This is a genomic window from Lentzea kentuckyensis (genome assembly GCF_002150765.1).
Classification (GTDB): Bacteria; Actinomycetota; Actinomycetes; order Mycobacteriales; family Pseudonocardiaceae; genus Lentzea; species Lentzea kentuckyensis.
Genome location: NZ_MUYM01000016.1, coordinates 163,509 through 185,804, shown reverse-complemented (window position 1 = coordinate 185,804; position 22,296 = coordinate 163,509). Strand labels below are relative to the sequence as shown.

The following is a 22,296-nucleotide window of genomic DNA, read 5'->3' as shown; positions in this document are numbered from 1 at the left end:
CCATTAAACAGCGGCCTCGCGCAGTTCCCGGTCCCACAAATGACATTCGGTCTCGTCGACGAGCGCCTGGGCCTCCTGGACGGTCCGGTCGGCGGCCGTGTGGTCGCCGAGCGCGCGGTGAATGCCGGCCAGCACGACCAGCACACGGACCAGGCGCACGCGCAGTTCGCCGCTCTCCGCCCGTTCCCTGGCCTGCCGCGCGAGGTTCAGCGCCTCCTTCAGCTCGCCCGCCGCGTGATGGTCGGCGGCGAGGCCCGCCAGGTTGTCGACCTCACCGCGCAGGTAGCTGGTCTTGACGGCGATCGCGAACCCTTCGCCGTGGGCGGCGAGGGCCTGGTCGATGTCACCGAGCCCGCGCTGGGCGTCGCCGATGCTGTCGTAGTAGTCGGATTGTTCCCTTTGGCGGTCCTGGGCCTGCGCCGCGGCCAACGCCTTGTGGAAGGCGTCCAGGGCCTCCTGGTAGCGGCGGTCGGCCAGCGCCATCGTCGCGCGTGCCACGAAGAAGCTCGACTCGTGGGCCAGACTCGACGGTAGCTGCCGCCGCAGTGCCGCGGCCTGGTCGGCGACCCGTTCGGCTTCTTCGAACCGGCCCGACGTTTCGAGCACCTCGACGCGCGCGTCCAGGGCGTACAGGGTGACGTGCGGCAGCTCCTGCTGCTCCGCGAGTTCGAGCGTGCGGTCGACGTTGGCCAGTGCCGCCGACAACGGGCCGAGCTCCAGGTAGATGGCGCCGAGGTTGTGGGTCGCGGCGGAGTTGTCCGGCTGCAGTTCGAGCGCTTCGGTGTACACCCCGGCCGCGTCGCGCAGCCGGCCGAGCTCGCGGTAGGCGATGCCGCTGTTGATCAGCACGGACACCAGCATCCGGTCGTCGGGGCTGCGCCGCAGCAGTTCGCGTGCCTGGCCGAACTCCACCAGCGCGTCGGGCAGCTGGCTGCTGGCGAAGTGGGCGAGGCCGATGCTGCCGTGCATCACGGCCTGCGCGAGATCGTCACCCGCAGCACGTGCGGCAGCGAGTCCCGCCGTGGCCGCGACGAACCAGTCGACCTTGTAGGAGTGGAAGTAGAAGTAGCCGCGCAGCATGTCCGCGAGCAACCACGCCACCGGTGCGGGACTCGCGTGCGGGATGGCGGCCACGATGTTGCCGCGCTCGGCCTCGAACCACTCGATCGCCGCTTCCTGGGAACCGAAGTCGTGCCTCGGGAGATCGCCGGGGAGCTCCGGTACCGGCATGCGGGCGAACTCCGGGTTGATCGTCCTGGCCGCCGCTTCCGCGTTGACGAGGTAGTAGTCGAAGAGCCTCGCCCGCGCGGTTTCCGCCTCCCCCAACCGAATCGCGTACATGCGGAGGAGGTCGTGGAGGCTGTACCTGTCCTCGTTGCGTTGGACGAGGTTCGCGTCCACGAGCTGCTGGAGCGGTTCGCCGGCCGGCTCGCCGAGCAACGCGGTGACCGCCCCGATCCCGAAGTCCTGGCCGGGAACGAGGCCGAGCAGCCGGAACACCCGTTGCGCGACAACGGGTTGCGCGCGGTAGGAAAGGTCGAACGCGGCGTTGACGGCGGCGTCACCCTCGATCTCCAGCGCGTCGAGCCGGTCGTCACCCCGCAGGTCGGCGAGGTAGTCGACGAGGTGGCCGTCCGTCACGTGTGCCGCGGCGATGCGCAACGCCAGCGGCAGGTGCGCGCAGAGCCGGACCAATTCCCCCTTGTCGTCCGGCGAGCCGGTGATCCGCATCCGGGCGAGGAGTTCCTGCGCCTCGTCGTCCTCGAACACGCCCAGCCTGATCTGCTCGTGCTCGGACAGATCGGCGCGACTGGTGACGATCACCCGGCAGCCGGGCCCCTGCGGCAGCAACGGCCCGATCAGGTCGCGGGTGGCGTTGTCGATCACGACGAGCACCGCGCGGTCCGCCGTCATCTTCTGGAACAACGCGGACTGCGCGTCGAGGTCGACCGGGACGTCCTCGGCCCCGAGTGCGCGCAGGAACCGGTGCAGCGCCTGGTTCGCCGTCATCGCGGCGTCCTCGGCGAACGCGCGGAGGTTCACGTGGAGCTGACCGTCCGGAAACCGCTCGCTCAGCAGGTGCGCGACGTGGATCGCGAGCGAGGTCTTGCCGACACCGGGCGGCCCGGTGATCGCGAGCACCGGTGCCGTGCTGTCCAGGGCTCGCGCGATCTCGTCCGCCCGGCCGACGAAGTCCGGCAGACCCGCCGGGAGCTGCCGCGGTCCCGGTTTGCGCAACACCAGCCGGTACCCACTGGGCTCGGTGACGACCTGCTCCGTGGTGCGCAGCCGTTGCACGAGGTTGCGCAACGCCTGCTTCGGGTTCACCGGCCGCTCGGCGCCCCAGACCGCGTCGATCAGCTCGTCGAACGACACGGGCTGGCCGGGCCTGGCGGCGAGCGCCTCCCGAAGCGCGTCGATTCTCATGCCTTCAGATCTTGGTGCGTTGATCTTGAACAGTCGATCGCGATGCGACTTGGTGGATGCTGGTGGAGTGACCGAGGCACCGTGGGATCCGATCTCGCACGTTCCGCCGAACTACCTCACGTCCGACGACGGCCGGAAGTGGGCGGAGAAGCACTGGTTGAACGTGCCCGGCCCCTTCTACACAGGCGAGACCGACACCGGTTGGACCGGCCGGATGTCCGCACCACGACACGTCCTCTACGGCGGCGAGTACTTCAACGAGTTCGTCTACCGCCAGCCCAAGACCAAGGCGGAGGTCGAGTGCCTGCTGGAGGCCGCCGGGGACGAACCCATGGGTGGCTACGCCTGCGACGGCGACGCGCGGTGGACACCGGACGCCGTCCGCGCCTGGTGGGACGCGCGGGACGAGGTCGAGGAACACGTCGCCTGGCTGGCCGCCGATTTCGCCTCCATCGACCGTCCTGCCTGCCAAGAGGCCGCCGAAGGTGCGCGCGACTTCCTCGCCTACCTGGCCGGTGATCTCAGGGCCGACCTCCAGGCCTACCTCTTCCGGCTGGAACGAGGCCGTTACCCGGTCACCGGTGACCAGCTCCCGGACCTCTGAGCCAGCCGCCGTTCCCACGAGCGGCGCCCGGTGACGCGAGCCAGCTCCAGCGCACGCGACCGGCACTCCTCGGCCTGCTCCACCGCACCCATCGCCCGGTGCACCTCGGCGAGCTCGGCCAGCGCGGGCACCTCGCGGACACGCAGCTGACCGCGGTCTGCCGCGGCGACGGCTTCGGTGGCGTGCTCGAACGCCTCTGACAGGTGCCCGGTCGCGCGCAGGCAGGCGGCGAGACCGGTGAGGGCGTCGACCTCGCCGCGCAGGAAGCCGACCTTGTGGCACAGCTCGAGGGCCTCCTGGTGGTGCTGGAAGGCGTTGCCCGCACGCCCTTGGCCGGTCAGCGCGAAGCCGAGGCTGTTGTTTCCGTCCGCTTCCGTCTTGGGGTCACCGCAGTCGATCGCCAGCTCGATCGAGCGGCGGGCGTTCGCCTCTGCGGCGGCGAAGTCACCGCGTTCCAGGTCCAGCAACGCGAGGGTGTCGGTGTTGCGGGCGACGAACGCCGGGCCGACCTGTGTCAGGTCGAGCCGGTCGATCTCGTCGAGCTGGGCCGCCGCGCTCTCGACGTCGCCGATCAGCACGTAGCCATCGGTGAGGTGGCCGGCGGCGAACACCCTGCCCACCGGGATGTTCTGCGCGATGGACAGCCGGCCGACCTCCTCGGCGTAGGAGATGGCCATGTCGAGTGGCCCGAGGTCCATGTGAATGCCGCTGAGGTTGAACACCGCCGGTGCGCTGTCGGGGTCGATGGCCAGCGACTCGCGCAGGGCGTCGGCGGCCTCGGCGAGCCGGCCGTGCTCCCAGTTCACGATGCCGATGTTGGTCAGCACGGAGCTCAGCGTGAGCTCGTCACCGAGGTCGCGGGCGATCGCCACGGCCGGTTCGAACTCCGCCAGTGCCTCGGTGAACTGGCCGCCACGCCAATGAGCGAGGCCGAGTGCGTTGCGCATGGTCACTTCGGCGTTCAGGTCGCCGTGGTCGCGGGCGGCACGAAGGCCGGTTCTGGCCGAGGTGACCCATTCGACGAGATGACTGTGGAAGTAGAAGTAGGCCCGCATGGCATCGGTGAGCTGCCACGTCAACGGCTGACCGGCGGCTGCGAGGATCGCGGCCACGATGCTCGCCCGTTCCGCGTCGAGCCAGGCGAGCGCGGCGGGTGTGTCGGACAGGTCGTGTTCCGGCACGGATTCGTGCGGTGGCAACGGCAACCGGCGGAACTCCGGGTGCAACGCCTTGCCCGCCGCGAAGGCGTTGACGAGGTAGTAGTCGTGCAGACGGCCCAGCGACGGCTCGCCCAGCCGCATCGCGTAGATGCGCAGCAGGTCGTGCAGGAAATAGCGATCTCCGTGGCGTTGCACGAGGTTCGCGTCGACGAGCTGGCCGAGGGGCTCGGTGGCGTCCGCGCCGAGCAACGCGGTGGCGCCGGCGACACCGAAGTCCGGGCCCGGCACGTGGCCGAGCAACCGGAACAACCGGCGGGCCACGGCGGACTGCGCGCGGTACGACAGGTCGAAGGTCGCGCGCACCGCGGCGTCGCCCTCGATCTCCAGCGCGTCGAGGCGGTCGTCGCCGCGCAGTTCGGTGAGGTAGTCGGGCAGATGGCTCTCGGCGACGTTCGCCGCGGCGATGCGCAACGCCAGCGGCAGGTGCCCGCACAGGCGCGCGAGCTCGGCGCGGTCGACGTGGCTGCCGCCGATCCGCAGGTGGGACAACAGGTCCTGGGCTTCGCGGTGGTCGAACACGCCGAGCTTGAGCTGCTCGAACTCCGGCAGGTCCGTGCGGCTGGTGACGATCACCCGGCACCGGTCGCCCGCCGGCAGCAGCGGGCCGACCAGGTCGCGGGTGGCGTTGTCGATCACGATCAGCACCGCGCGCTCGGCGGTCAGCTGGTGGTACAGCGCGGTCTGGGCGTCGAGGGTGACGGGGACGTCCTCGGCGCCGAGCGCGCGCAGGAACCGGGAGACGGCCTGTTCCGGCGTGACCGGGGTGCCCGGCGAGAACGCGCGCAGGTTCACGTGCAGCTGGCCGTCCGCGAACTGCGAGCTCAACCGGTGCGCGAGGTGGATCGCGAGCGAGGTCTTGCCGACGCCGGGCGGACCGGTGATCGCGAGCACCGGCGCCCGCGACGCCAGCGCGGCGGTGATCTCGCCCGTGCGGCCGACGAAGTCCGGCAGGTCCGCCGGCAACTGCCGCGGCCCCGGTTTGCGCGGCACCAGCCGGTAGCCGGACGGTTCGGTGACCACCTGCTCGGTGGCGCGGAGTCGCTGGACGAGGTTGCGCAACGCCTGCTTCGGGTTCACCGGCCGCTCGGCGCCCCAGATGGCGTCGATCAGCTCGTCGAACGGCACGGGCTGGCCGGGTTTGGCCCCCAACGCTCGCCGGAGCGCGTCGATTCTCATGCTTCAGATCATGGTCATTCGATCGCGGTGATGGCCAGAACCGGCGTGTCGCAGATGGCCTAACCCGCGTGAGCCACGCCTCACTTTCCGTGATAAATCTCGATCGATCTCAGAATGGAAACGGACCGATAACGACACCTTTGAGCTGCGCGTTTGTAGGACCAGCACAAAGATTCGGACTGTTACTGTGATGTGCGTCACGGCCCGAAACATTTGGTGAGCCCGACTTCGGTTACGTACGGTCGCTCCTCGGCTGGCCCCGACCAGCCACGAGCACGACCGGAGGACCGAGCACCGAGCCCAGTCCGAGGGTTCTCCGGCACAAACCCCGAGCGAGAGACACCGCCGGACTGGGACGCAGGAACGTACCGGGCCCGAACCCGAGTTCCTGACCGCAGGTGCGGTGGACCGAGAGGCACATGGCTTTCAACCGTGGCAAGCAGGGCAAGCAGGGTTCCGCCGCTCGCACTATCGCCAAGGTCGCGGCTGTCGGCATCATCGCCGGCGCCCCTCTGGGCCTCGCCGTTGGCACCGCCAACGCCGCCCCTGGAATGGACTGGGACGCACTCGCGCAGTGCGAAGCCAGTGGCAACTGGGCCGCCAACACCGGCAACGGGTTCTACGGCGGTCTGCAGTTCACGCAGCAGACCTGGAACGCCTACGGCGGCCAGGGCAACGCGGCCAACGCCTCGCGCGAGCAGCAGATCGCTGTCGCCGAGCGCGTGCTCGCCGGCCAGGGCCGCAACGCCTGGCCCTCGTGCAGCGCCAGGCTGGGCAACTACACCGGCCAGGCCCCCAAGGCCACCCCGGCCCCGCAGCAGCGCAAGGCGCAGCCGCAGCAGCGCCAGGCCCCGGTGCAGCAGGCTCCGGTAGTCGCCCTCGCGGGTTCGAAGTCGAACCCGAGCGGCAACTACGAGATCAAGCCGGGCGACACGCTGTCGAAGATCGCCGACGCCAACAAGGTCGCCGGCGGCTACCAGGCCATCGTGGAGAAGAACAAGGAATTCCTCACGAACCCGGACCTGATCTTCCCGGGCGACAAGATCCTGATCTGATCAGGGCTTCAAGCCGATTCTGAACGTTGGCCCCTGTTCGTCATGGGCTGATGCAGGAACCAGGGATCTCACCGCTATCCCCCCGGCGGTGAGGTCCCTGCCTGCGTTTGCAGGGTCTGATGGCGAGTTGCCCAACGGCCAAGCCGCTGGAACCGGGCAAGCCGACCCGTACGGTGCCAACCGCAAGGCAGCCGGCTCAGGGGCAGTTGACCCACTCGTCCTTGCCGTCCGAGAACACCTGCCGCTTCCACACGGGCAACCGAGCCTTGACCTCGTCCACGAGGTCCGAGCACAACGAGAAAGCCTCCCCGCGGTGCTCAGCCGCCACCGCGCAGGCCAGCGCGACATCCCCGATCTTCAACGGCCCGACCCGGTGCGACACCGCGATCCCGTGCACCCCGGAGTACTTCGAAGCCAGCGACTCCACGACCTCGGCCACGACATCAGAAGCAGACGGGTGCGAGTGATACTCCAACTCCAGCACCGAACGCCCGCCGTCGTGATCGCGCACGACCCCGGAGAACGTCACCACCGCGCCGGCCCGGTCCGAAGCCACCAGAGCGGCGTGCTCCTCGACCGACAACGGCTCCTCGGTCACGACGGCCCGCAGCACCACGCTCATTTGTGGTCACCTCCACGCAGTTGGTCCAGCGCATGCTCTACGACGGACCCCAGCACGTCCAGCCCGTCGCGCACGCCGCCGGTCGAGCCCGGCAGGTTCACGATCAGCGTGCGGCCGGCCACCCCGGCCACGCCGCGCGACAGCACCGAGCCCGGCACGCGCGGCCAGCCCGACATGCGGATGACGTCGGCCAGGCCGGGCACCTCGTAGTCCAGCACCGCACGCGTGGCTTCCGGCGTCCGGTCGGTCGGGTTGATCCCGGTGCCGCCCGTGGTCACCACCAGTTCGGCGCCCGCGGACACCGCGTCGACCAACGCGAGACGGACCGGTTCGCCGTCCGGCACGACCACCGGCGCGGCGACCGAGAACCCGCGATCGGCAAGCCACGAGACGATCAGGGGGCCGCTGCGATCCGGGTACACCCCCGCGGCGGCGCGGTTGGAGGCCGTGATCACCACCGCCTTCACGGGCGTTCCCACAGACCGGACTTGCCGCCCTCCTTGCGTTCCACCCGCACCGCGTCCAGCGACGCGGCCGGGTCGACTGACTTCACCATGTCGTGCAGGGTCAGGCCGGCGACCGACACCGCGGTCAGGGCCTCCATCTCGACGCCCGTGCGGTCGGTGGTGCGGACCGTGGCCGTGATCAGCACCGAGTCCGCAGCCAGGGCCAGGTCCACCACCACCGACGACAGCGAGATCGGGTGGCACAGCGGCACGAGTTCCCAGGTGCGCTTCGCGGCCATGATGCCGGCGATGCGGGCCGTGGCCAGGGCGTCGCCCTTGGGCAGGTCGTCGGCACCCAGCAGCCCAACCACCTCGGCGGTCGTGTGCAGGATCCCGGTGGCCACGGCCGTCCGGGTGGTCTGCTCCTTGCCGGAGACGTCGACCATGCGGGCCGCTCCGTGTGAGTCCAGGTGGGTGAACTGCTTGGTCATACCGCGATCGTATGCCCGGCATTGCAGGAACGCGGGGGCCCCGCGTTCCCCTGAAGGAAGCGTGGGGCCCCCGCGTTCCTTGAAATCAGGACTGGGCGGCCTTGCGAACGGCGTCCGCCACGGCCGGGGCGACCGTGTTGTCGAAGACCGACGGGACGATGAACGACGCGTTCAACCGGTCTCCGTCCACCACGTCGGCGATGGCCTGCGCGGCGGCCAGCAGCATCGCGTCGGTGATCGTGCGGGCGTGCGCGTCCAGCAGGCCGCGGAACACGCCGGGGAACGCCAGCACGTTGTTGATCTGGTTCGGGAAGTCCGAGCGGCCGGTCGCCACGACGGCGGCGTGCTGCTGGGCCTCCATCGGGTCGATCTCCGGGTCCGGGTTGGCCAGCGCGAACACGATGGCGTCCTTGGCCATCGTGGCGACCTGGTCGGCGCCGAACAGGTTGGGAGCCGAGACGCCGATGAACACGTCCGAGCCGACCAGCGCGTCGTGCAGGCGGCCTGCCTGGTTGTCCTTGTTCGTGGACGCGGCGATGGACTTCAGGTTCGAGTCCAGGCCGGGACGGTCGCGGTGCACGATGCCGTCCACGTCGACGGCGATGATGTCGCCGGGCTCCTGGGCCTGCAGCAGGCGGATGATCGCGGAACCGGCCGCGCCGACGCCGCAGACCGTGATGCGGCAGTTCTTGATGTCCTTGTTCACCACGCGCAGGGCGTTGCGCAGGGCGGCGACGACGACGATGGCCGTGCCGTGCTGGTCGTCGTGGAAGACCGGGATGTCGAGCTTCTCGCGCAGGCGGGCCTCGATCTCGAAGCAGCGCGGCGCGGAGATGTCCTCGAGGTTGATGCCGCCGTACACGGGAGCGATGAGCTCGACCGCGCGGATGATCTCCTCGGTGTCCTGGGTGTCCAGGCAGACCGGCCAGGCGTCGACGCCGGCGAACTTCTTGAACAGCGCCGCCTTGCCCTCCATCACCGGCAGCGCGGCGGCGGGGCCGAGGTTGCCGAGGCCCAGCACGGCCGAACCGTCGGTCACGACGGCGACGGTGTTGCGCTTGATGGTCAGACGGCGGGCGTCGTCCGGGTTCTTGGCGATCGCCTCACACACGCGGGCGACACCCGGCGTGTACGCACGGGACAGGTCGTCGCGGTTGCGCAGCGGCACCTTCGACGAGATCTCGATCTTGCCGCCGAGGTGCACGAGGAACGTGCGGTCCGACACCTTGCGCACGACGATGCCGGGCAACGTCTCCAGCGTGTCGGTGATGTCCTTGGCGTGGTTCGCGGACAGCGCGTTGCAGGTGAGGTCGATGACGACGCGGTCGTTGTGCGACTCCACGACGTCGAACGCCGTGATGACACCGCCCGCGCGGCCGACGGCCGACGTGAGGTCACCCGCGGCGCTCGCTGACGGCGGCGCCTCCAGACGAACGGTGATCGAGTAACCAGGGCCGGGGACCGGCATCGTCTTCCTCCCACGAAGTGCTGCTCAAGCGGGAAGTGAGCCTATCCCCGGGCCCATTGCGGTACGCACGCGACTCGGCAGTCTTAAGACCGCCCTGACAGTCCGATCAGGACTTGTTGATTTCGGTCACCGGGTGCGTGTAGCCGAGGTCCTCCACCGGCAGCGGGAACGTCACCGTGCCGAACGGGGAGAGCGCACCCTGCGAGTCGCTGGTCAGTTCGGTGACGGGGTGGCCGCCGTCGGGGCCTTCCGGCCAGTGGGGGTCGACCCGTCCAGGGCGTCCTTTCGCCACTTTCTCCTCCTCGGTGGTGCCTGATGACGCGACAAGTGTGACAGAGCACGATGTGTTCCCCACCGGCCCATATAACGTGGTGAGAATGTCCGGCATCACTCTCGCCGACTGGCTGCGCGCCCAGGACGACGTCGCTCTCGTGGCGCTGTTGCGCGCGCGTCCCGACCTGGCAACGCCCCCACCTGCCGATATGTCCGTGCTCGCGACACGGGTCGGCACCAGGGCGTCGGTCGCGCGCGCCTGCGAGGACCTCGACACCTTCACGCTCGCCGTCCTCGAAGGCCTGGTCGTGCAGGGTGCCGACGCCGAACCCGTGGCGTTGGCCACACTCGCGGAGGTGCTCGGGCCGGACGTGAAGCCCAAGCCGCTCAAGCAGGCCGTCGCCAGGCTCAGGTCGCAGGCACTGCTGTGGGGCGAGGACGACGCGCTGTCGATCCCCCCGGTCACGCGCGAGGCGTTCGGCAGCTACCCCGGCGGTCTGGGCCGGGCCACCGGACAGAGCTACGACCTCCACGGCATCACCGAGGGCGAACAGCGCGTGCTGCAGAAGCTCGCCGCCGGACCACCCATCGGCGACACCAAGGACGCCTCCCGGGTCGTGCCGCTCGGCAAGGCCGAGACGCCCGTGCAACGGCTGCTCGCCCGCAACCTGCTGCTGCGCCGCGACCCCGGCACCGTCGAACTGCCCAGGGAGATCGCCCTCCAGCTGCGCGGCGAACGCCCGCTCGGCCCGATCCAGGTCACCGAGCCGAAACCGAAGACCTCCACGCTCCAGCAGACCAGCATCGACGCCACCGGCGGCGGCGAGGCCCTGGAGCTCGTCCGGCACGTCGAGAAGCTCATCGCCGCCTGGTCCGCCGAACCGGCACCGGTGCTGCGGACGGGCGGGCTGGGCGTCCGCGAGCTGCGCAAGGCCGCCAAGGACCTCGACGTCGACGAACGCCGGGCCGCTCTGCTGATCGAGCTCGTGGTCGGCGCGGACCTGGTCGCGAACACCGAGGCCGCCGAACCGGAGTGGGTGCCGACCACCAAGGCCGACGTCTGGCTCGCCGCGACCGCCGAGGTCCGCTGGGCCACGCTCGCGCACGCCTGGCTGGAGCTGCCCCGGCTGCCCGCGCTGATCGGTCGCCGGGACGAGAAGGACAAGCTCTTCACCCCGCTCGCGGACGAGGTCCGGCGTGCCCAGGCACCCCGCGACCGCAGGTGGGTCCTGGAGGCGCTCGGCGCGTTCCCCAAGGGCACCGCCATCGCGAACCCCGCCGACCTGGCCGCGCTGCTCGGCTGGCGGGCGCCGCGCCGGGGCGGACGGCAGCGCGACGAACTGGTGCGCTGGACCGTCGAGGAGGGCACGGCCGTCGGCGTGCTCGCACTCGGCGCGATCACCACGGCGGGCCGCGTGCTGCTCGACGAGGGCCCCGGCCACGCCGCCAAGACCCTCGCCGACGCACTGCCAGAGCCGCTCGATCACGTACTGGTGCAGGCCGACCTCACGGTCGTCGCGCCGGGCCGGCTCGAACCGGACCTCGCTGACGAGCTGGCGATCGTCGCGAACGTCGAGTCGGCGGGCAGCGCGACCGTCTACCGGATCAGCGAGGCCACCGTCCGGCGCGCGCTCGACTCCGGCCGCACCGCCGATGAGCTGCACGAACTCTTCAAGGTCCGCTCGCGCACGCCGGTTCCGCAGTCGCTGACCTACCTGATCGACGACGCCGCACGCCGGCACGGGAGGCTCCGCGGCGGTGCCGCCGGGTCGTTCCTGCGGTGCGACGACCCGGTGCTGATCAGCGAGGTTCTCGCGCACCCCGAGGCCGGGCGGCTGGAGCTGCGCCGGATCGCGCCGACCGTGCTGGTCAGCCCGTTGCCGCTGGCGGACGTGCTGGACGGACTGCGCTCGGCCGGGTTCGCCCCGGCCGCGGAGGGCCCGGACGGCCAGGTCCTCGACCTGCGGCCGGGCGGGCGCCGAACCACGCCGAGGCAGCGATCGGCACGCAAACCGGCGTCACCCGCAGTGCCCGCCGACGAGCGGTTGGGTGAACTCGTCCGGCTGGTCCGGGCAGGAGATCGTGCCGCCGCGACACCACGGGGTGAACGCATCGCCGTTCCCGGCCACCTCGGCGCCGGGCCGTCCGCCACCCTGTCGTTGCTCCAGCAGGCAGCACGGGCGCGACGAAGGGTGCTCGTCGGGTTCGTCGACTCCCACGGCACGGCGGCACAGCGCGTGATCGAGCCGCACGTGGTCGGCGGCGGCGTGCTCGAAGGCTACGACCACAGCTACGGAGAGGTGCTCAGGTTCCCTCTTCATCGCGTCACGTCCGCCGCATTGGTGGACGAGAGCTGACCGTCGGTCATCCCCCGGTCGATCCGCACGACCACCCTTGCGTGGCTGTTTCGCGACCTAGCGTCGAGTGGCGTGAGCGTTTTACAACGCTCGCTCGACGACAGGAGGAGCAGCGCAGATGGCCATCAACCGGTGGGCGCGTAGAGCGGTCCTCACCGCAACGGCATTGGCGTTCGCCTTGCCGTTCACCACAGGATCAGCCCAGGCCGACCCGATCATCGAGGTTCTCGCGGACAACAACGTCAACGTGACCGTTGGCGCCTACAACAACAACGTGGACTCGATCCCGGTCAGCCTCGGCGCGGGCGCGAGCCTCAACACGGGCAGCGGTATCACGCTCGACCTCGACGAGAACGAGGGCATCCAGCTCGCGCTGGACATCGGCCACGCGGAGATCTGGGCCGACGCGTCGGTCGGCGTTCCGTTCACGAACATCGGCGTCGAGGCCGCCGCCGCGGCGGCGGTCGAAGCACCCTCGGTTGCTGTCGCCGTCGCGCCACCGCCGGCCGCTGAGCCCGAGGTGGCGGCGCCTCCCGCCCCTCAGGTGGCCGCACCGCTCGCTGCACCAGAGGCCACGCCGGTCTTCGAGTCCGCCGTCACGATCACCGATGACACCGCGGCGCTGACCGAGGAGCCCAAGGGCGACGACGAGGAGGACGACTGCCCGGAGGAAGTCGAACCGTCCGGCTGTCCCAACATCACCGCGTTGGGAATTCTCAGCGTCTGTCTGCTGCCGAACCTGGTTCAGCTCCACATCTGATCCGACGACACCGCGGAGCCGGAAGGGAGGCCCTCACGACGACGTGATCCGCATCTGAATCAGACCGCAACGACGAGGCGAGCGCCGCACCCGAAGGTGGCGCTCGCCTCGTTGCTCGTGGAGTTGGATCGGCGCCGGCGAGGTCAGCCCGCGCGGACGGACATCCACTGGCGCATGGCGTGCTCGACCAGCGTGATGAGCGTCTGCTTCGTCGACTGCCGGTTCCGCGCGTCACAGGTGACGATCGGCACCGACTCGTCGATCGTCAACGCCTCGCGCACGTCCTCCAGCCTGTGGTGCAGGAGGCCGTCGAAGCAGTTGACGCCCACGACGTACGGCAGCTGCCGGTCGTCGAAGAAGTCGATCGAGGCGAACGCGTCGGCCAGGCGGCGGGTGTCGACCAGCACGATGGCGCCGATGGCACCCCGCACCAGGTCGTCCCACATGAACCAGAACCGGTGCTGACCCGGTGTACCGAAGAGGTACAGGATCAGGTCGCTGTCGAGCGACACGCGGCCGAAGTCCATCGCGACCGTCGTGGTGACCTTGTTCGGCGTGGCGGAGAGGTCGTCCACCCCCGCGCTGGCCTCGGTCATCACCGCCTCGGTGGTCAACGGGACGATCTCGGACACCGAGCCGACGAACGTCGTCTTGCCAACACCGAAGCCACCCGCCACCACGATCTTGGCGGAGGTCGTCGGCTTCCGTGCGCCCTCGGCGCCCTGGGGACTAGAGCCTGCGAAGCCCACTGAGCACCCTCTCCAGGAATTCCATGGAAGGCCGGTCCCCCACGACCAGACCGCCCTGGTGAATCAAAACCAATCCCATGCTTGCCATGTCGCCGATCAACACCCGCACGACGCCAAGAGGCAAGCGTAGGAGTGCAGCGACCTCGGCCACTGACCGAGTGTCGACACACAGCCCGCAGATCGACCTGTGTTCGGGAAGCACTGCGGCGTCCCGTTCGAGGCCCCGCTCGCTGGTCGAAATCAGCGCCTCGATGGCCAGGTCGTAGTCGGGCCGGGTGCGTCCACCAGTGCGCGTGTAAGGCCGCACAAGTGAACCCGAGTCCGCAGAGGAATTCTCCTCCGGCCGCACAACAGGCTGCGCACCGGTGCTGTACACCGGCTGCGGCCCGGTGGTGTACGGCAGCTGTTCCGGCACGGCGTCCGGCATCTCGTGCTGGCCGAAGAGGTCCGCACCGGGGCCACCGAACAACCCGGTGCCGTACCCGTCGATGTCGAACCGGTTCGGCACGTCGTCGTACGGATACGACGACGAGTCATCCACCTCACGCTGAGACATATCGCCTAGCCCTTGCCCTGTAACCCGCTCATCGTGGGGTGCGTCCTCGGCTTCCTCTGGTTCTTGGGGTATCGCATCAGGCTCGTCGAACTGGAACCCACCAGCGGCCCACTCCTGGTAGTTGAAGTTCCTACCGAAGCCACGGCCTCTAGCGCCAGGTCTGCTAGCCATCTCTTCTCACCCCTGAACTGCCAGTGAGGTCTAGCGACGGACCACACCCTGAAGCTGCGCGCGCAGCTCAGGGGTGAGTTGTTGACCGACACGCTCCACCAGGAGCGTCATCTCGTATGCCACCAGGCCGATGTCACAGTTCGGTGCCGCCAGGACGGCGAGACACGAACCATCGCTGATCGACATGAGGAACAGGTAGCCCCGCTCCATCTCGACGACGGTCTGGTTGACCCCGCCTGCCTCGAAGCAACGGGCAGCACCCTGTGTGAGGCTGACCAATCCGGACGCGACAGCGGAGAGCTGCTCTGCACGGTCTCGGGGCAGCCCCTGAGACCCCGCGAGCAACAGCCCGTCCGCGGACACCACGACGGAATGTGCCACTCCGGGCACCCTCCGCACGAAGTCGGTGATAAGCCAACCAAAGCTGCCTGGCTGCGCTGCGGTCGTCACTCCTGCTCCTCGTTCTGCCGGCTCGATTGGTCACCAGCGTATGCCTCGATCAATGCGTGCCGGCCTCGCTTGACACCACTCTGCAGGCTCGACATGCGCCCGCGCACCGCGTCAGCGGTACGAGGCGGCAGCGGGGGCCGCTGCGCGGTCTGCGTCGTGCCCTGCGGCTTGGGTGCCGCAGATCCTGGCACGAGCTGAGCCTTCGGTGTCCGTTTTGGCAATCCTGCCGATGTCTTCGACTCCGGCGCCTTGTTCAACAACGCCTGAGCCGCTTGCCATCCCTCGTCGGCAGGCGATTGCCAGGCCGATTCGGAAGTGGGTGCCGCCGCTGGAGTCTCCTCCACAACGGGCTCCGGTTCCACAACTCGCTCCTGCTCGGCGGGGGCGACTACTTCCTCGGCCTGCTTCACCTTGGCGCGCGGCTGGCGCACGGGAAGACCAGCGGCCGACGTGGTGGTGGGTGCCACCGCCGGGACGGGCTTGGGGCTGCGGGTCGGCAGTTCCGGTTCGGGCCCGTCCGAGAGCGGAGGGGTCGTGACCGGTTCGTCGATGTACTCGACACCGTTCTTGCCGGCCTTCTCGACGCTGCCGAGCTTGGACTCGACCCGTCCGTTGGTCGCCGCGGGCTCTGCCGGCTCGTCCGCCGCGGCGGGAACCGGCTGGGCCGCGGCCGCGGAGGTCTCGCTGCCGACCGCCTGGAACCACTGCGACAGGACCGCCTCGTAGATCGGCAGGCGCTCGGTCGGTGCGTCCAGGTCGTGCTCGACCCCCTTGCGGGAGGCCTCGGACGTGCCGTTGCGGTGCCCCATGCCGATGTCCAGCGAGCCGGTGTCGACCGGTGCCCGCGAGACGCCGTTGCTCGAGTGCGGTTCGTCGTCGATCGGCGGGATCGGCACGAACTGCGTGGTCTCGTAGCCCGGCTCGAAGGAGATCTCGCCGCCGTCCTCGTGGCGGTCCTCGTAGGCCGTGAACAGCGTGGGCTCGCCGAACGAGCCCTCGGGCTCCACGGCGGCCAGCTGGTCACGGCGCCACCGCTCGGACGGCGTCACGTCCTCGATCGGCGGCTCGCTGTAGACGGGTACCGCCGTCGCGCCGGCACCGGTGTCGGTGAGCGCGCTCGGGACGAAGCTGACCGGGATGCTCGGGTTGCTCGGGCTCGACTCGTCGATCCTCGGCGTGGTGCCGGTGGCACCGCCGAACGCACCCGCGATCCCGCTGGCCCTGGTGGCCGTGGTGCCGATCTCGGTGGTGAGCTCGGTCGAGGCCAGGCCGGCCGACGGGCTCGGCATGCCGAACGCCGAGGCGAGCGAACCGGAACCGGACGGCGGGGTCGAGACCGGAGTCTGACCGGGGAACGCGATGAGCGTCTCCGGCACGATCACCAGTGCCGTCGTGCCGCCCTCGATGTCCTCGTTGCCGCGCAGGCGGACCTTGATGTCGTGGCGCTTGGCGAGCCGCGCGACCACGTACAGGCCCATTCGGCGGGAGACGGCGACGTCGACGTCCGGCGGGTCCGCCAGCCGGTCGTTGGCGTCGATGATCTCCTGGTCGCCCATGCCCACGCCGCGGTCCTGGATCTCGATCGCCAGCTCGCCCTTGCGGGTCTTGGCCGTGCGAACGGTGACCTTGGTGACCGGGTCGGAGAACGCCGTGGCGTTGTCCAGCAGCTCGGCGATGAGGTGCACGAGGTCGTTGACCGCGCGCCCCTGGACGGTGAGCTCCGGGGTCTGGCCGACCTGCACGCGGGCGTACTGCTCGACCTCGGAGACCGCGGCGCCGAGCACCTCGGCGGCCGGGACGGGCCGGGTCAGGCGCCGCGAGAGGTCCGTGCCCGAGAGAACCAGCAGGTTCTCCGAGTTGCGGCGCATACGCGTGGCGAGGTGGTCCAGCTCGAACAGCGAGGCCAGCTGGTCCGGGTCCTGCTCGTCCTGCTCCAACCGGTCGATCAGGTTCAGCTGGCGTTCGACCAGGGCCTGCGACCGGCGCGACAGGTTGACGAACATCGCGTTGACGTTGTCACGCAGGAGGGCCTGCTGGGCGGCCAGTCGCACCGCTTCACCGTGCACCGCGTCGAACGCGCGCGCCACCTGACCGACCTCTTCACGCGTGTGCACCGGCACCGGCTCGACGGCGTGCTTCGCCGCCTCCTCCGGGTTCGGGTCCGCGAGGATGCGCTCGACCGCGTCGGGGAGTCCGTGGTCGGCGACGTCGAGGGCGGTGCGGCGCAGCGTGCGCAGCGGGTTGAGGATCGAGCGGGCGACGAACAGCGCCATCAGCAACGCGAGTGCGAGGAACGCGAGGACCAGGGCGGACGCGAGGTACGCCTGGGTCCTGGTGTCACCCGCGGTCTGGTCGGTCTTGTTCTGCAGCTGTTCGATCAGCAGGTTCTCGACGTCACGGGTCAGGTTGACCGTCAGCGTGGCGGCGATGTCCCACTTCTCGGACGTCAGCTGGGTGAAGTCCTTCTTGCCCGTGCTGGACTGCTGGTTGATCGCCGATTCCTGCATGTCGTTCGCGGTGTCGACGATGAGGCCGGTGACGGTGTCGTCGTAGATCTTGGCCTGGTCGGGCGTCGCGGACTTGCGGAAGTCGTTTCGAGCGGCCTGCAGCTCGGCGTCGGCTGCCTGCAGGGCACGCAGCTGGGCCGGCGTGAACGCCTTGCGCTGGAAGACGTCGAGGAGAATCGCCCGCTTGAGCGACTCCTCCTCCTTGATCCGCGCGATGGCGTTCGTGGTCAGGTGCAGTCGCACCAGCTCGGGGTCGTTGATGTCGGTGAGCGTCTGCTCGCCGAGGTTGATGAGCGTCTCGATGGACTCCGAGTAGGTGCGCTGGACGGCCTCGGCGGGGTACTGCGTGTCGCGCACCGAGTTGCGGAGGCTGTTCAGGCGGTTGAGCTGTTGGAACGCGACCTGGAACCGCTCGACGGCAGCCGGGTTCAGGTCGGAGCTCAGTTCGGCGATCCGGTTGTTGAACGCCTCGCTGGTGTCGTTCACGCGGCGCAGCTGGCGCTCGAGGACGACCCGGTCGACCTTCTTGTTCGACGCCACGTAGCTGACCGACAGGTCGCGCTCGCGCTGAAGCTGCTGAACCAGGTCCGCGACCGCTGTCTCCAGGCGGATCTGGTTCGCGAGGTTGTTGAGCTCCGTCGCGGCCTGGAGGTCGCTGCGCACGCGCAGGCCACCCAGGACAAGTGCACAGACCGTCGGGATCAGCAGAACGGCGAGCAGCTTCGTGCGCAACCTCCAGTTGCGCAGCCGCCATCCCGCTGAGCGGGCAGGTCCTGAACCGGGTCCGGTCCCCGTGTCGGTCTTCACCGGGTCCGGTGTCGCCGTCATGGTGCCGTTACCCAGCGCAGCCAGTCCGTCACCCGATTCGGGCCTTTCGGAGCGTGTGGTGTCACCCACGCCAAACTGGCTGGGACCTCTCTCACGTCGGGCCACTCTGGGCTTCCTCTTCCAGCAGCAGTGTCCCGGTCTCTCCCCAGGACCGAGCATGGACTCGTCAAACGGGCCGAATTGCAGCACAGAGGTTGTTCGCCCGGTGAGGCGCCCTACCCCGTCTGAAGACACGTTGGTCTACTACGACCTGTGCCACCCGGCGGGGAGCGTAATGGCCACCCCCTCCTCGGGGGAAGTCTCCAGAAGCACTCACCGTATCGAGACGGGGTGTCCTTTCATACGTTCAGGTGGTTAACATCCCCGGTCGTCGGCATCCCTCAAGTCTGTCCGAACTCCCAGTTGGGACTGCGAACGACCTGGTCTGTGTCGACACTCACTGATCAACTTGATGTTACTCAAGGCCTACCGGCGAGAGGTGCCATGGCTACCCGAGCCAAAGCTCTGCGGCTTGTCGCAGTGCTCATCACGTGTGTTCTGACCGCGAGCTGCGGCCTGTTCGGAAGTTCGTCGAACGGCGGCACGGCAGACGTCGAGAAGAACACCCTGCGCATCGGCGTGCTGCCGGTCGTCGACGTCGCCCCGCTGCGGATCGCGCTGAACGACAAGCTGTTCGAGAAGGCCGGTCTGCAGGTCACCCTGGTGACCCAGCCCAGCGAGGCAGAGGCCATCAAGCAGCTGGACACCACGCTGGACATCACGTGGGCCACGCACGTCAGCCTCTTCCGCTCCGTCGCCGAGGGCACGGAACTGCAGCTGCAGGGCGAGGCCTACCAGGCGGGTCAGAACTCGATGGCGCTGGTCACGGGCGCCAACTCGACCTACGACGACCCCGGCAAGAACGCGGCGCCGACCATCGCCGTGAACAGCGAGACCGACATCGGCGCGCTGACCACGCGTGCCGTGCTGGACACCGCCGCGGTCGAGAAGCAGAAGATCAAGTTCCGGCCGATGCCGTTCGCCGAGATGGAGAACGCGCTGAAGTCGAGCACGGTCGACGCCGCCTTCATGATCGAACCGTTCATCACGAAGGCGCAGCGCAGCATCGGTGCGAAGATCCTCACCGACACCGCGCGGGGTCCGACACTGGACTTCCCGATGTCCGGCTACGCGTCGTCGAAGAAGTTCGCCGAGGCGAACCCGAAGACGCTCAAGGTGTTCCGCGACGTGCTGCGCGAGGCCCAGCAGCGGGCGCAGGCCAACAAGCTCGCCGTGCAGGACTCGCTGACCAGCTACGCCGACGTCGACCAGCAGACCGCGGCCCTCGTGTCCGTGGGCACGTTCCCGCTGTCGCTGAACCCGATCCGGCTCCAGCGGGTCGCCGACATGATGGACACCGAGGACGTGCTCTCGGGCCGTCTGGACGTGCAGCAACTGCTACCGCCGGGCACCACGAACTAGCGCCGCGAAACCAGATGTTTCGAAAGTTTCCCGATCGCTTGTCATGAGACATGAGAAAGGCGGGCCGTCACCGGCCCGCCTTTGTCAGTTGCCCGTCACTTGCCCTCGACGGCGGTCACGCAGTACGTGATCCCCGGCGTCGGCTCGGCGTACGAGACCGCCGTGGCCTCACCGCACTCGGCGGTCGCGGCCTTGACGACCTTCTCGATCTTGAGGATCTTCTGGATGGCGAACTCGTTGGGCGCCTTCGGGCACTCGACGGCCTTCATGCCCTCCATGTTGATCTTGACGATCTCCTCCTGGTAGCACTTGCCCTCTTCGAGCTTCTCGACGAGGCAGAGCTTCAGCGAGGAGCTGCGGCGACCGGACTCGGTGTACTCGGCGTAGTCGTCGCTCGGGCACGCCTCGCTGGTCGAGTTCATGGCCTTGGCGATGAAGTAGTTCGCCTCGGTCGAACCGCAGTCGACCTTCTTGTACTTCGGGCTGATCGTGGTGCCCGTGACGCTCGCGCAGTCGCCGGCCTTGGCCGACGGCTCCGTGATGCTGCTCAGGCCACCGCTGATCAACATGCGCACCACGATGAACGCGCCGACCAGCACGACGACACCGACGATCGAGCCGATGATCTTGCCGGCGCCACCCTTCTTCGGCGGCGGGCCGTACGGCATCGGCTGGCCCATGGGTCCGCCGGGCGGCATCTGGCCGGGCGGCATCTGACCGGGCGGCGGGCCGTACTGACCGGGCTGACCCGGCTGCGCGTACGGGTCACCGGGCATACCCGGCTGACCGGGCTGGCCCTGCGGCTGGGCGTACGGGTCGGCGGGGTAGCCCTGCTGGGGCATTCCCTGCGACGGCGTGTAGGGCTGCGGCGGCTGCTGACCGTAGGGCTGCTGGGGCTGCCCACCGGGAGGCGGGCCGTAGGGCCCAGGCTGCTGCGGGTAGTTGGGGGTGGTCACTGGATTCCTCTCCGATGGGTCGTGCGAAAGACGCCGGAACCGAAGCCTTGGACGGGCTCCGGTTCCGGGAAGCTGTTGCCAGTCAGTCGTCGGCGCGCCTCTTGCCGTTTCGCACGCATGCTCCGAACGGCCCACGCCCCCCGACATGGCCGCAGGAGAGGTTGCCACGCGGCGAGGGAATCCGCCTGCGCTTTACAGAACCGTTACTGCCGCTTGGACCGGCTCACCGAGCTGCGATGCAGTAGGTCAACCTGACCTCGGGAAACGCCCGGATCTGCTCGCCCGTCGCGCACGCCGGCGCGGGCACCTCGGAGCTGACCCTGGTCACCCGGAACGTGTCGCCGCCGCAGTCGACCGCGTTGACGTCGTAGACCGGACTGGCCTCGTCGTAGCAGTCGTCCTCGTCGTACCGCGGGACCAGACAGAACCTGATCTTCGGGTCGATGAACCGCACGGGCACCCAGGCCGCGTCGGCGGGGTTCGGGCAGCTCTCGGTCCTGGCGACGGTCCCGGCGACCACGTAGTTCGCGTTGGGCGCCGCGCAGTCGACGGCGTTGTAGCGACCCTCGCCGACAGCACCGGTGAGGAACGCGCAGTCGCCCGCCTTCGGCTTCTGGATCGGGGTCAGGAACTCGGTCAGGCCGTAGATCACGACGGCCGCGACGACCAGGGTCACCCCGTAGGTCAGGACCCGCTTCCCCACGCTCGACCTCGGTGCGGCCGGACCGTCGTTCATCACGCGCAGAGAGTGCCATGTGGACGAACGGGCGGTGTCCGCAATGCGCCAGTACGGTCCGCATTGCACCAAACAGAGCAACCTTCGGAGAGTTGGCAATGCACAAAAAAGCCCGTGCACTTCTGCTGAGCACGTTCGCCCTGACGAGCCTGGTCGTCGTGACCGCGCCCGCCGCGCACGCGGACACCTTCTCGCAGGTGGGCTACGCAAGCGGGAGGGGCAGGCAGGTGTACCTGTGGCGCAACGACACGACCGGGTGCCTGCACGCGCAGGGGAAGAGCATGCGCAACGGCGACAGGGTGATGCTGCTGGCGAGCATGGGCGGAAACGTCTCCGCGCCAGCCAACGCCGACGGCGTCTCGGTCAACACGCCGTCCCGCTGCACGAAGGCCGGCACGGACTACAACGGTTACATCGACCTTCTCGGCAGTGAGGAAGGACCGATGACCGGGTCGTACCGGAACTTCTAGGGCTGGCGGTCGCCGCGCTGCAGGCAGAAGGTGACGGCGGGTTCCGGGAAGACCGCGGCGCGCGAATCTCCGCAGGCGGCGCCGTCGGTCTTGCCGGCGACCACCTTGGCGACCTTCACCGAGTCCTTGGTCGTGCAGTCGACCTTGGCGATGCCGGTGTCGGGGTTCTGGCCGTAGCAGGCGCCCTCGACGAAGTTCGGCATGAGGCAGAACGTGGAGTCGCCCGTGTAGGTCGAGTAGTCCATGCCGCCGTCGGGGCACTTGTGCTCGTTCCACTGCAGGATCTTGGCGATCTTGACGTTCGCCTGCTCCGACCCGCAGTCGAGGGCCTGGTACTTCGGGTTGTCGAGCGCGCCGGAGATGCGCGCGCAGTCACCGACCTGGGCGGTCTTGGCCACGCCGCCGAGCTGGTTCAGCACGAATCCGCCGAGCAGGGCGAGTGCGAGGACAACGGCGATACCCAGGCCGACCTTCTTCATGGCCTGGGTATCGGCGCCGGACGGTCATGAACTC

At 69.1% G+C, this 22,296-nt stretch carries 20 protein-coding genes; 6 read left to right on the top strand and 14 right to left on the bottom strand.

All coding sequences use genetic code 11. The features are described from left to right. Positions 1-3: 3 nt before the first annotated feature. Positions 4-2,427 carry an ATP-binding protein gene (locus B0F77_RS10585; RefSeq protein WP_086662634.1) on the bottom strand — a complete coding sequence of 808 codons (2,424 nt, stop codon included), beginning with the start codon at positions 2,425-2,427 and terminating at the stop codon, positions 4-6. A gap of 67 nt (positions 2,428-2,494) precedes the next feature. On the opposite strand from B0F77_RS10585, the gene B0F77_RS10580 reads away from it, so the two are divergent. Then, positions 2,495-3,031: a hypothetical protein gene (locus B0F77_RS10580; RefSeq protein ID WP_086662633.1), complete on the top strand. Its 537-nt coding sequence runs from the start codon at positions 2,495-2,497 to the stop codon at positions 3,029-3,031. Here B0F77_RS10580 and B0F77_RS10575 read toward each other — a convergent pair. Then, positions 2,995-5,427 carry an ATP-binding protein gene (locus B0F77_RS10575; RefSeq protein ID WP_086662632.1) on the bottom strand — a complete coding sequence of 811 codons (2,433 nt, stop codon included), beginning with the start codon at positions 5,425-5,427 and terminating at the stop codon, positions 2,995-2,997. The two genes, B0F77_RS10580 and B0F77_RS10575, sit on opposite strands and share 37 nt — an antisense overlap. Before the next feature lie 419 nt (positions 5,428-5,846). Between B0F77_RS10575 and B0F77_RS10570 the strand changes: the two genes are divergently transcribed. Beyond that, positions 5,847-6,482, top strand: coding sequence for a transglycosylase family protein (locus tag B0F77_RS10570; protein WP_086662631.1), 636 nt, complete (start codon positions 5,847-5,849; stop codon positions 6,480-6,482). A gap of 196 nt (positions 6,483-6,678) precedes the next feature. Here B0F77_RS10570 and B0F77_RS10565 read toward each other — a convergent pair whose 3' ends face one another. The 5 genes from B0F77_RS10565 to B0F77_RS10545 form a co-directional block, all read right to left on the bottom strand. Further along, positions 6,679-7,104, bottom strand: coding sequence for a molybdenum cofactor biosynthesis protein MoaE (locus B0F77_RS10565; protein ID WP_086662630.1), 426 nt, complete (start codon positions 7,102-7,104; stop codon positions 6,679-6,681). Beyond that, entirely contained in the window at positions 7,101-7,571 is a 471-nt protein-coding gene (locus B0F77_RS10560; protein ID WP_086662629.1) for a MogA/MoaB family molybdenum cofactor biosynthesis protein, read from the bottom strand. The genes B0F77_RS10565 and B0F77_RS10560 overlap by 4 nt, the downstream gene beginning before the upstream one ends. Further along, positions 7,568-8,041, bottom strand: a complete 474-nt coding sequence (gene moaC / locus B0F77_RS10555; protein WP_086662628.1) for a cyclic pyranopterin monophosphate synthase MoaC — start codon at positions 8,039-8,041, stop codon at positions 7,568-7,570. The genes B0F77_RS10560 and moaC overlap by 4 nt, the downstream gene beginning before the upstream one ends. Before the next feature lie 85 nt (positions 8,042-8,126). Then, positions 8,127-9,509, bottom strand: a complete 1,383-nt coding sequence (locus tag B0F77_RS10550; protein WP_086662627.1) for an NAD-dependent malic enzyme — start codon at positions 9,507-9,509, stop codon at positions 8,127-8,129. Between the two features lie 106 nt (positions 9,510-9,615). Next, complete coding sequence (locus B0F77_RS10545; protein ID WP_086662626.1) at positions 9,616-9,801, bottom strand: hypothetical protein; 186 nt, start codon at positions 9,799-9,801, stop codon at positions 9,616-9,618. 85 nt (positions 9,802-9,886) lie between these two features. Here B0F77_RS10545 and B0F77_RS10540 point away from each other — a divergent pair, with 85 nt between their 5' ends. Together B0F77_RS10540 and B0F77_RS10535 are read left to right on the top strand one after the other, a co-directional pair. After that, positions 9,887-12,139 carry a helicase-associated domain-containing protein gene (locus B0F77_RS10540; RefSeq protein WP_086662625.1) on the top strand — a complete coding sequence of 751 codons (2,253 nt, stop codon included), beginning with the start codon at positions 9,887-9,889 and terminating at the stop codon, positions 12,137-12,139. A gap of 118 nt (positions 12,140-12,257) precedes the next feature. Next, positions 12,258-12,899: a hypothetical protein gene (locus tag B0F77_RS10535; protein WP_086662624.1), complete on the top strand. Its 642-nt coding sequence runs from the start codon at positions 12,258-12,260 to the stop codon at positions 12,897-12,899. Positions 12,900-13,042: 143 nt separating this feature from the next. Here the strand turns inward: B0F77_RS10535 and B0F77_RS10530 are convergent, their stop codons facing one another. The 4 genes from B0F77_RS10530 to B0F77_RS10515 are packed head-to-tail and all read right to left on the bottom strand — an operon-like array spanning position 13,043 to position 18,160. Then, the gene (locus B0F77_RS10530; RefSeq protein WP_030470877.1) at positions 13,043-13,648 is read right to left on the bottom strand and encodes a GTP-binding protein; all 606 of its coding nucleotides are present in this window, start codon (positions 13,646-13,648) and stop codon (positions 13,043-13,045) included. After that, the gene (locus tag B0F77_RS10525) at positions 13,629-14,375 is read right to left on the bottom strand and encodes a DUF742 domain-containing protein (protein ID WP_086662623.1); all 747 of its coding nucleotides are present in this window, start codon (positions 14,373-14,375) and stop codon (positions 13,629-13,631) included. The genes B0F77_RS10530 and B0F77_RS10525 overlap by 20 nt, the downstream gene beginning before the upstream one ends. A gap of 30 nt (positions 14,376-14,405) precedes the next feature. Further along, a complete protein-coding gene (locus B0F77_RS10520; protein ID WP_030470879.1) occupies positions 14,406-14,825 on the bottom strand; it encodes a roadblock/LC7 domain-containing protein in 420 nt (139 codons plus the stop codon). Then, on the bottom strand, positions 14,822-18,160 hold the full coding sequence (locus B0F77_RS10515; RefSeq protein WP_245847935.1) for a nitrate- and nitrite sensing domain-containing protein: 3,339 nt from the start codon (positions 18,158-18,160) through the stop codon (positions 14,822-14,824). The genes B0F77_RS10520 and B0F77_RS10515 overlap by 4 nt, the downstream gene beginning before the upstream one ends. A 483-nt stretch (positions 18,161-18,643) precedes the next feature. Between B0F77_RS10515 and B0F77_RS10510 the strand changes: the two genes are divergently transcribed. Beyond that, complete coding sequence (locus B0F77_RS10510; RefSeq protein WP_086662621.1) at positions 18,644-19,621, top strand: ABC transporter substrate-binding protein; 978 nt, start codon at positions 18,644-18,646, stop codon at positions 19,619-19,621. Between the two features lie 95 nt (positions 19,622-19,716). On the opposite strand, the gene B0F77_RS10505 is transcribed toward B0F77_RS10510, so the two are convergent. Further along, the gene (locus B0F77_RS10505; RefSeq protein ID WP_086662620.1) at positions 19,717-20,577 is read right to left on the bottom strand and encodes an LppU/SCO3897 family protein; all 861 of its coding nucleotides are present in this window, start codon (positions 20,575-20,577) and stop codon (positions 19,717-19,719) included. Between the two features lie 223 nt (positions 20,578-20,800). Beyond that, a complete protein-coding gene (locus tag B0F77_RS10500; RefSeq protein ID WP_143466665.1) occupies positions 20,801-21,280 on the bottom strand; it encodes an LppU/SCO3897 family protein in 480 nt (159 codons plus the stop codon). Between the two features lie 131 nt (positions 21,281-21,411). Between B0F77_RS10500 and B0F77_RS10495 the strand changes: the two genes are divergently transcribed. Then, positions 21,412-21,783, top strand: a complete 372-nt coding sequence (locus B0F77_RS10495; RefSeq protein WP_086662618.1) for a hypothetical protein — start codon at positions 21,412-21,414, stop codon at positions 21,781-21,783. Here the strand turns inward: B0F77_RS10495 and B0F77_RS10490 are convergent. After that, positions 21,780-22,262, bottom strand: a complete 483-nt coding sequence (locus B0F77_RS10490) for an LppU/SCO3897 family protein (protein WP_086662617.1) — start codon at positions 22,260-22,262, stop codon at positions 21,780-21,782. The genes B0F77_RS10495 and B0F77_RS10490 overlap by 4 nt on opposite strands. Positions 22,263-22,296 lie beyond the last annotated feature (34 nt).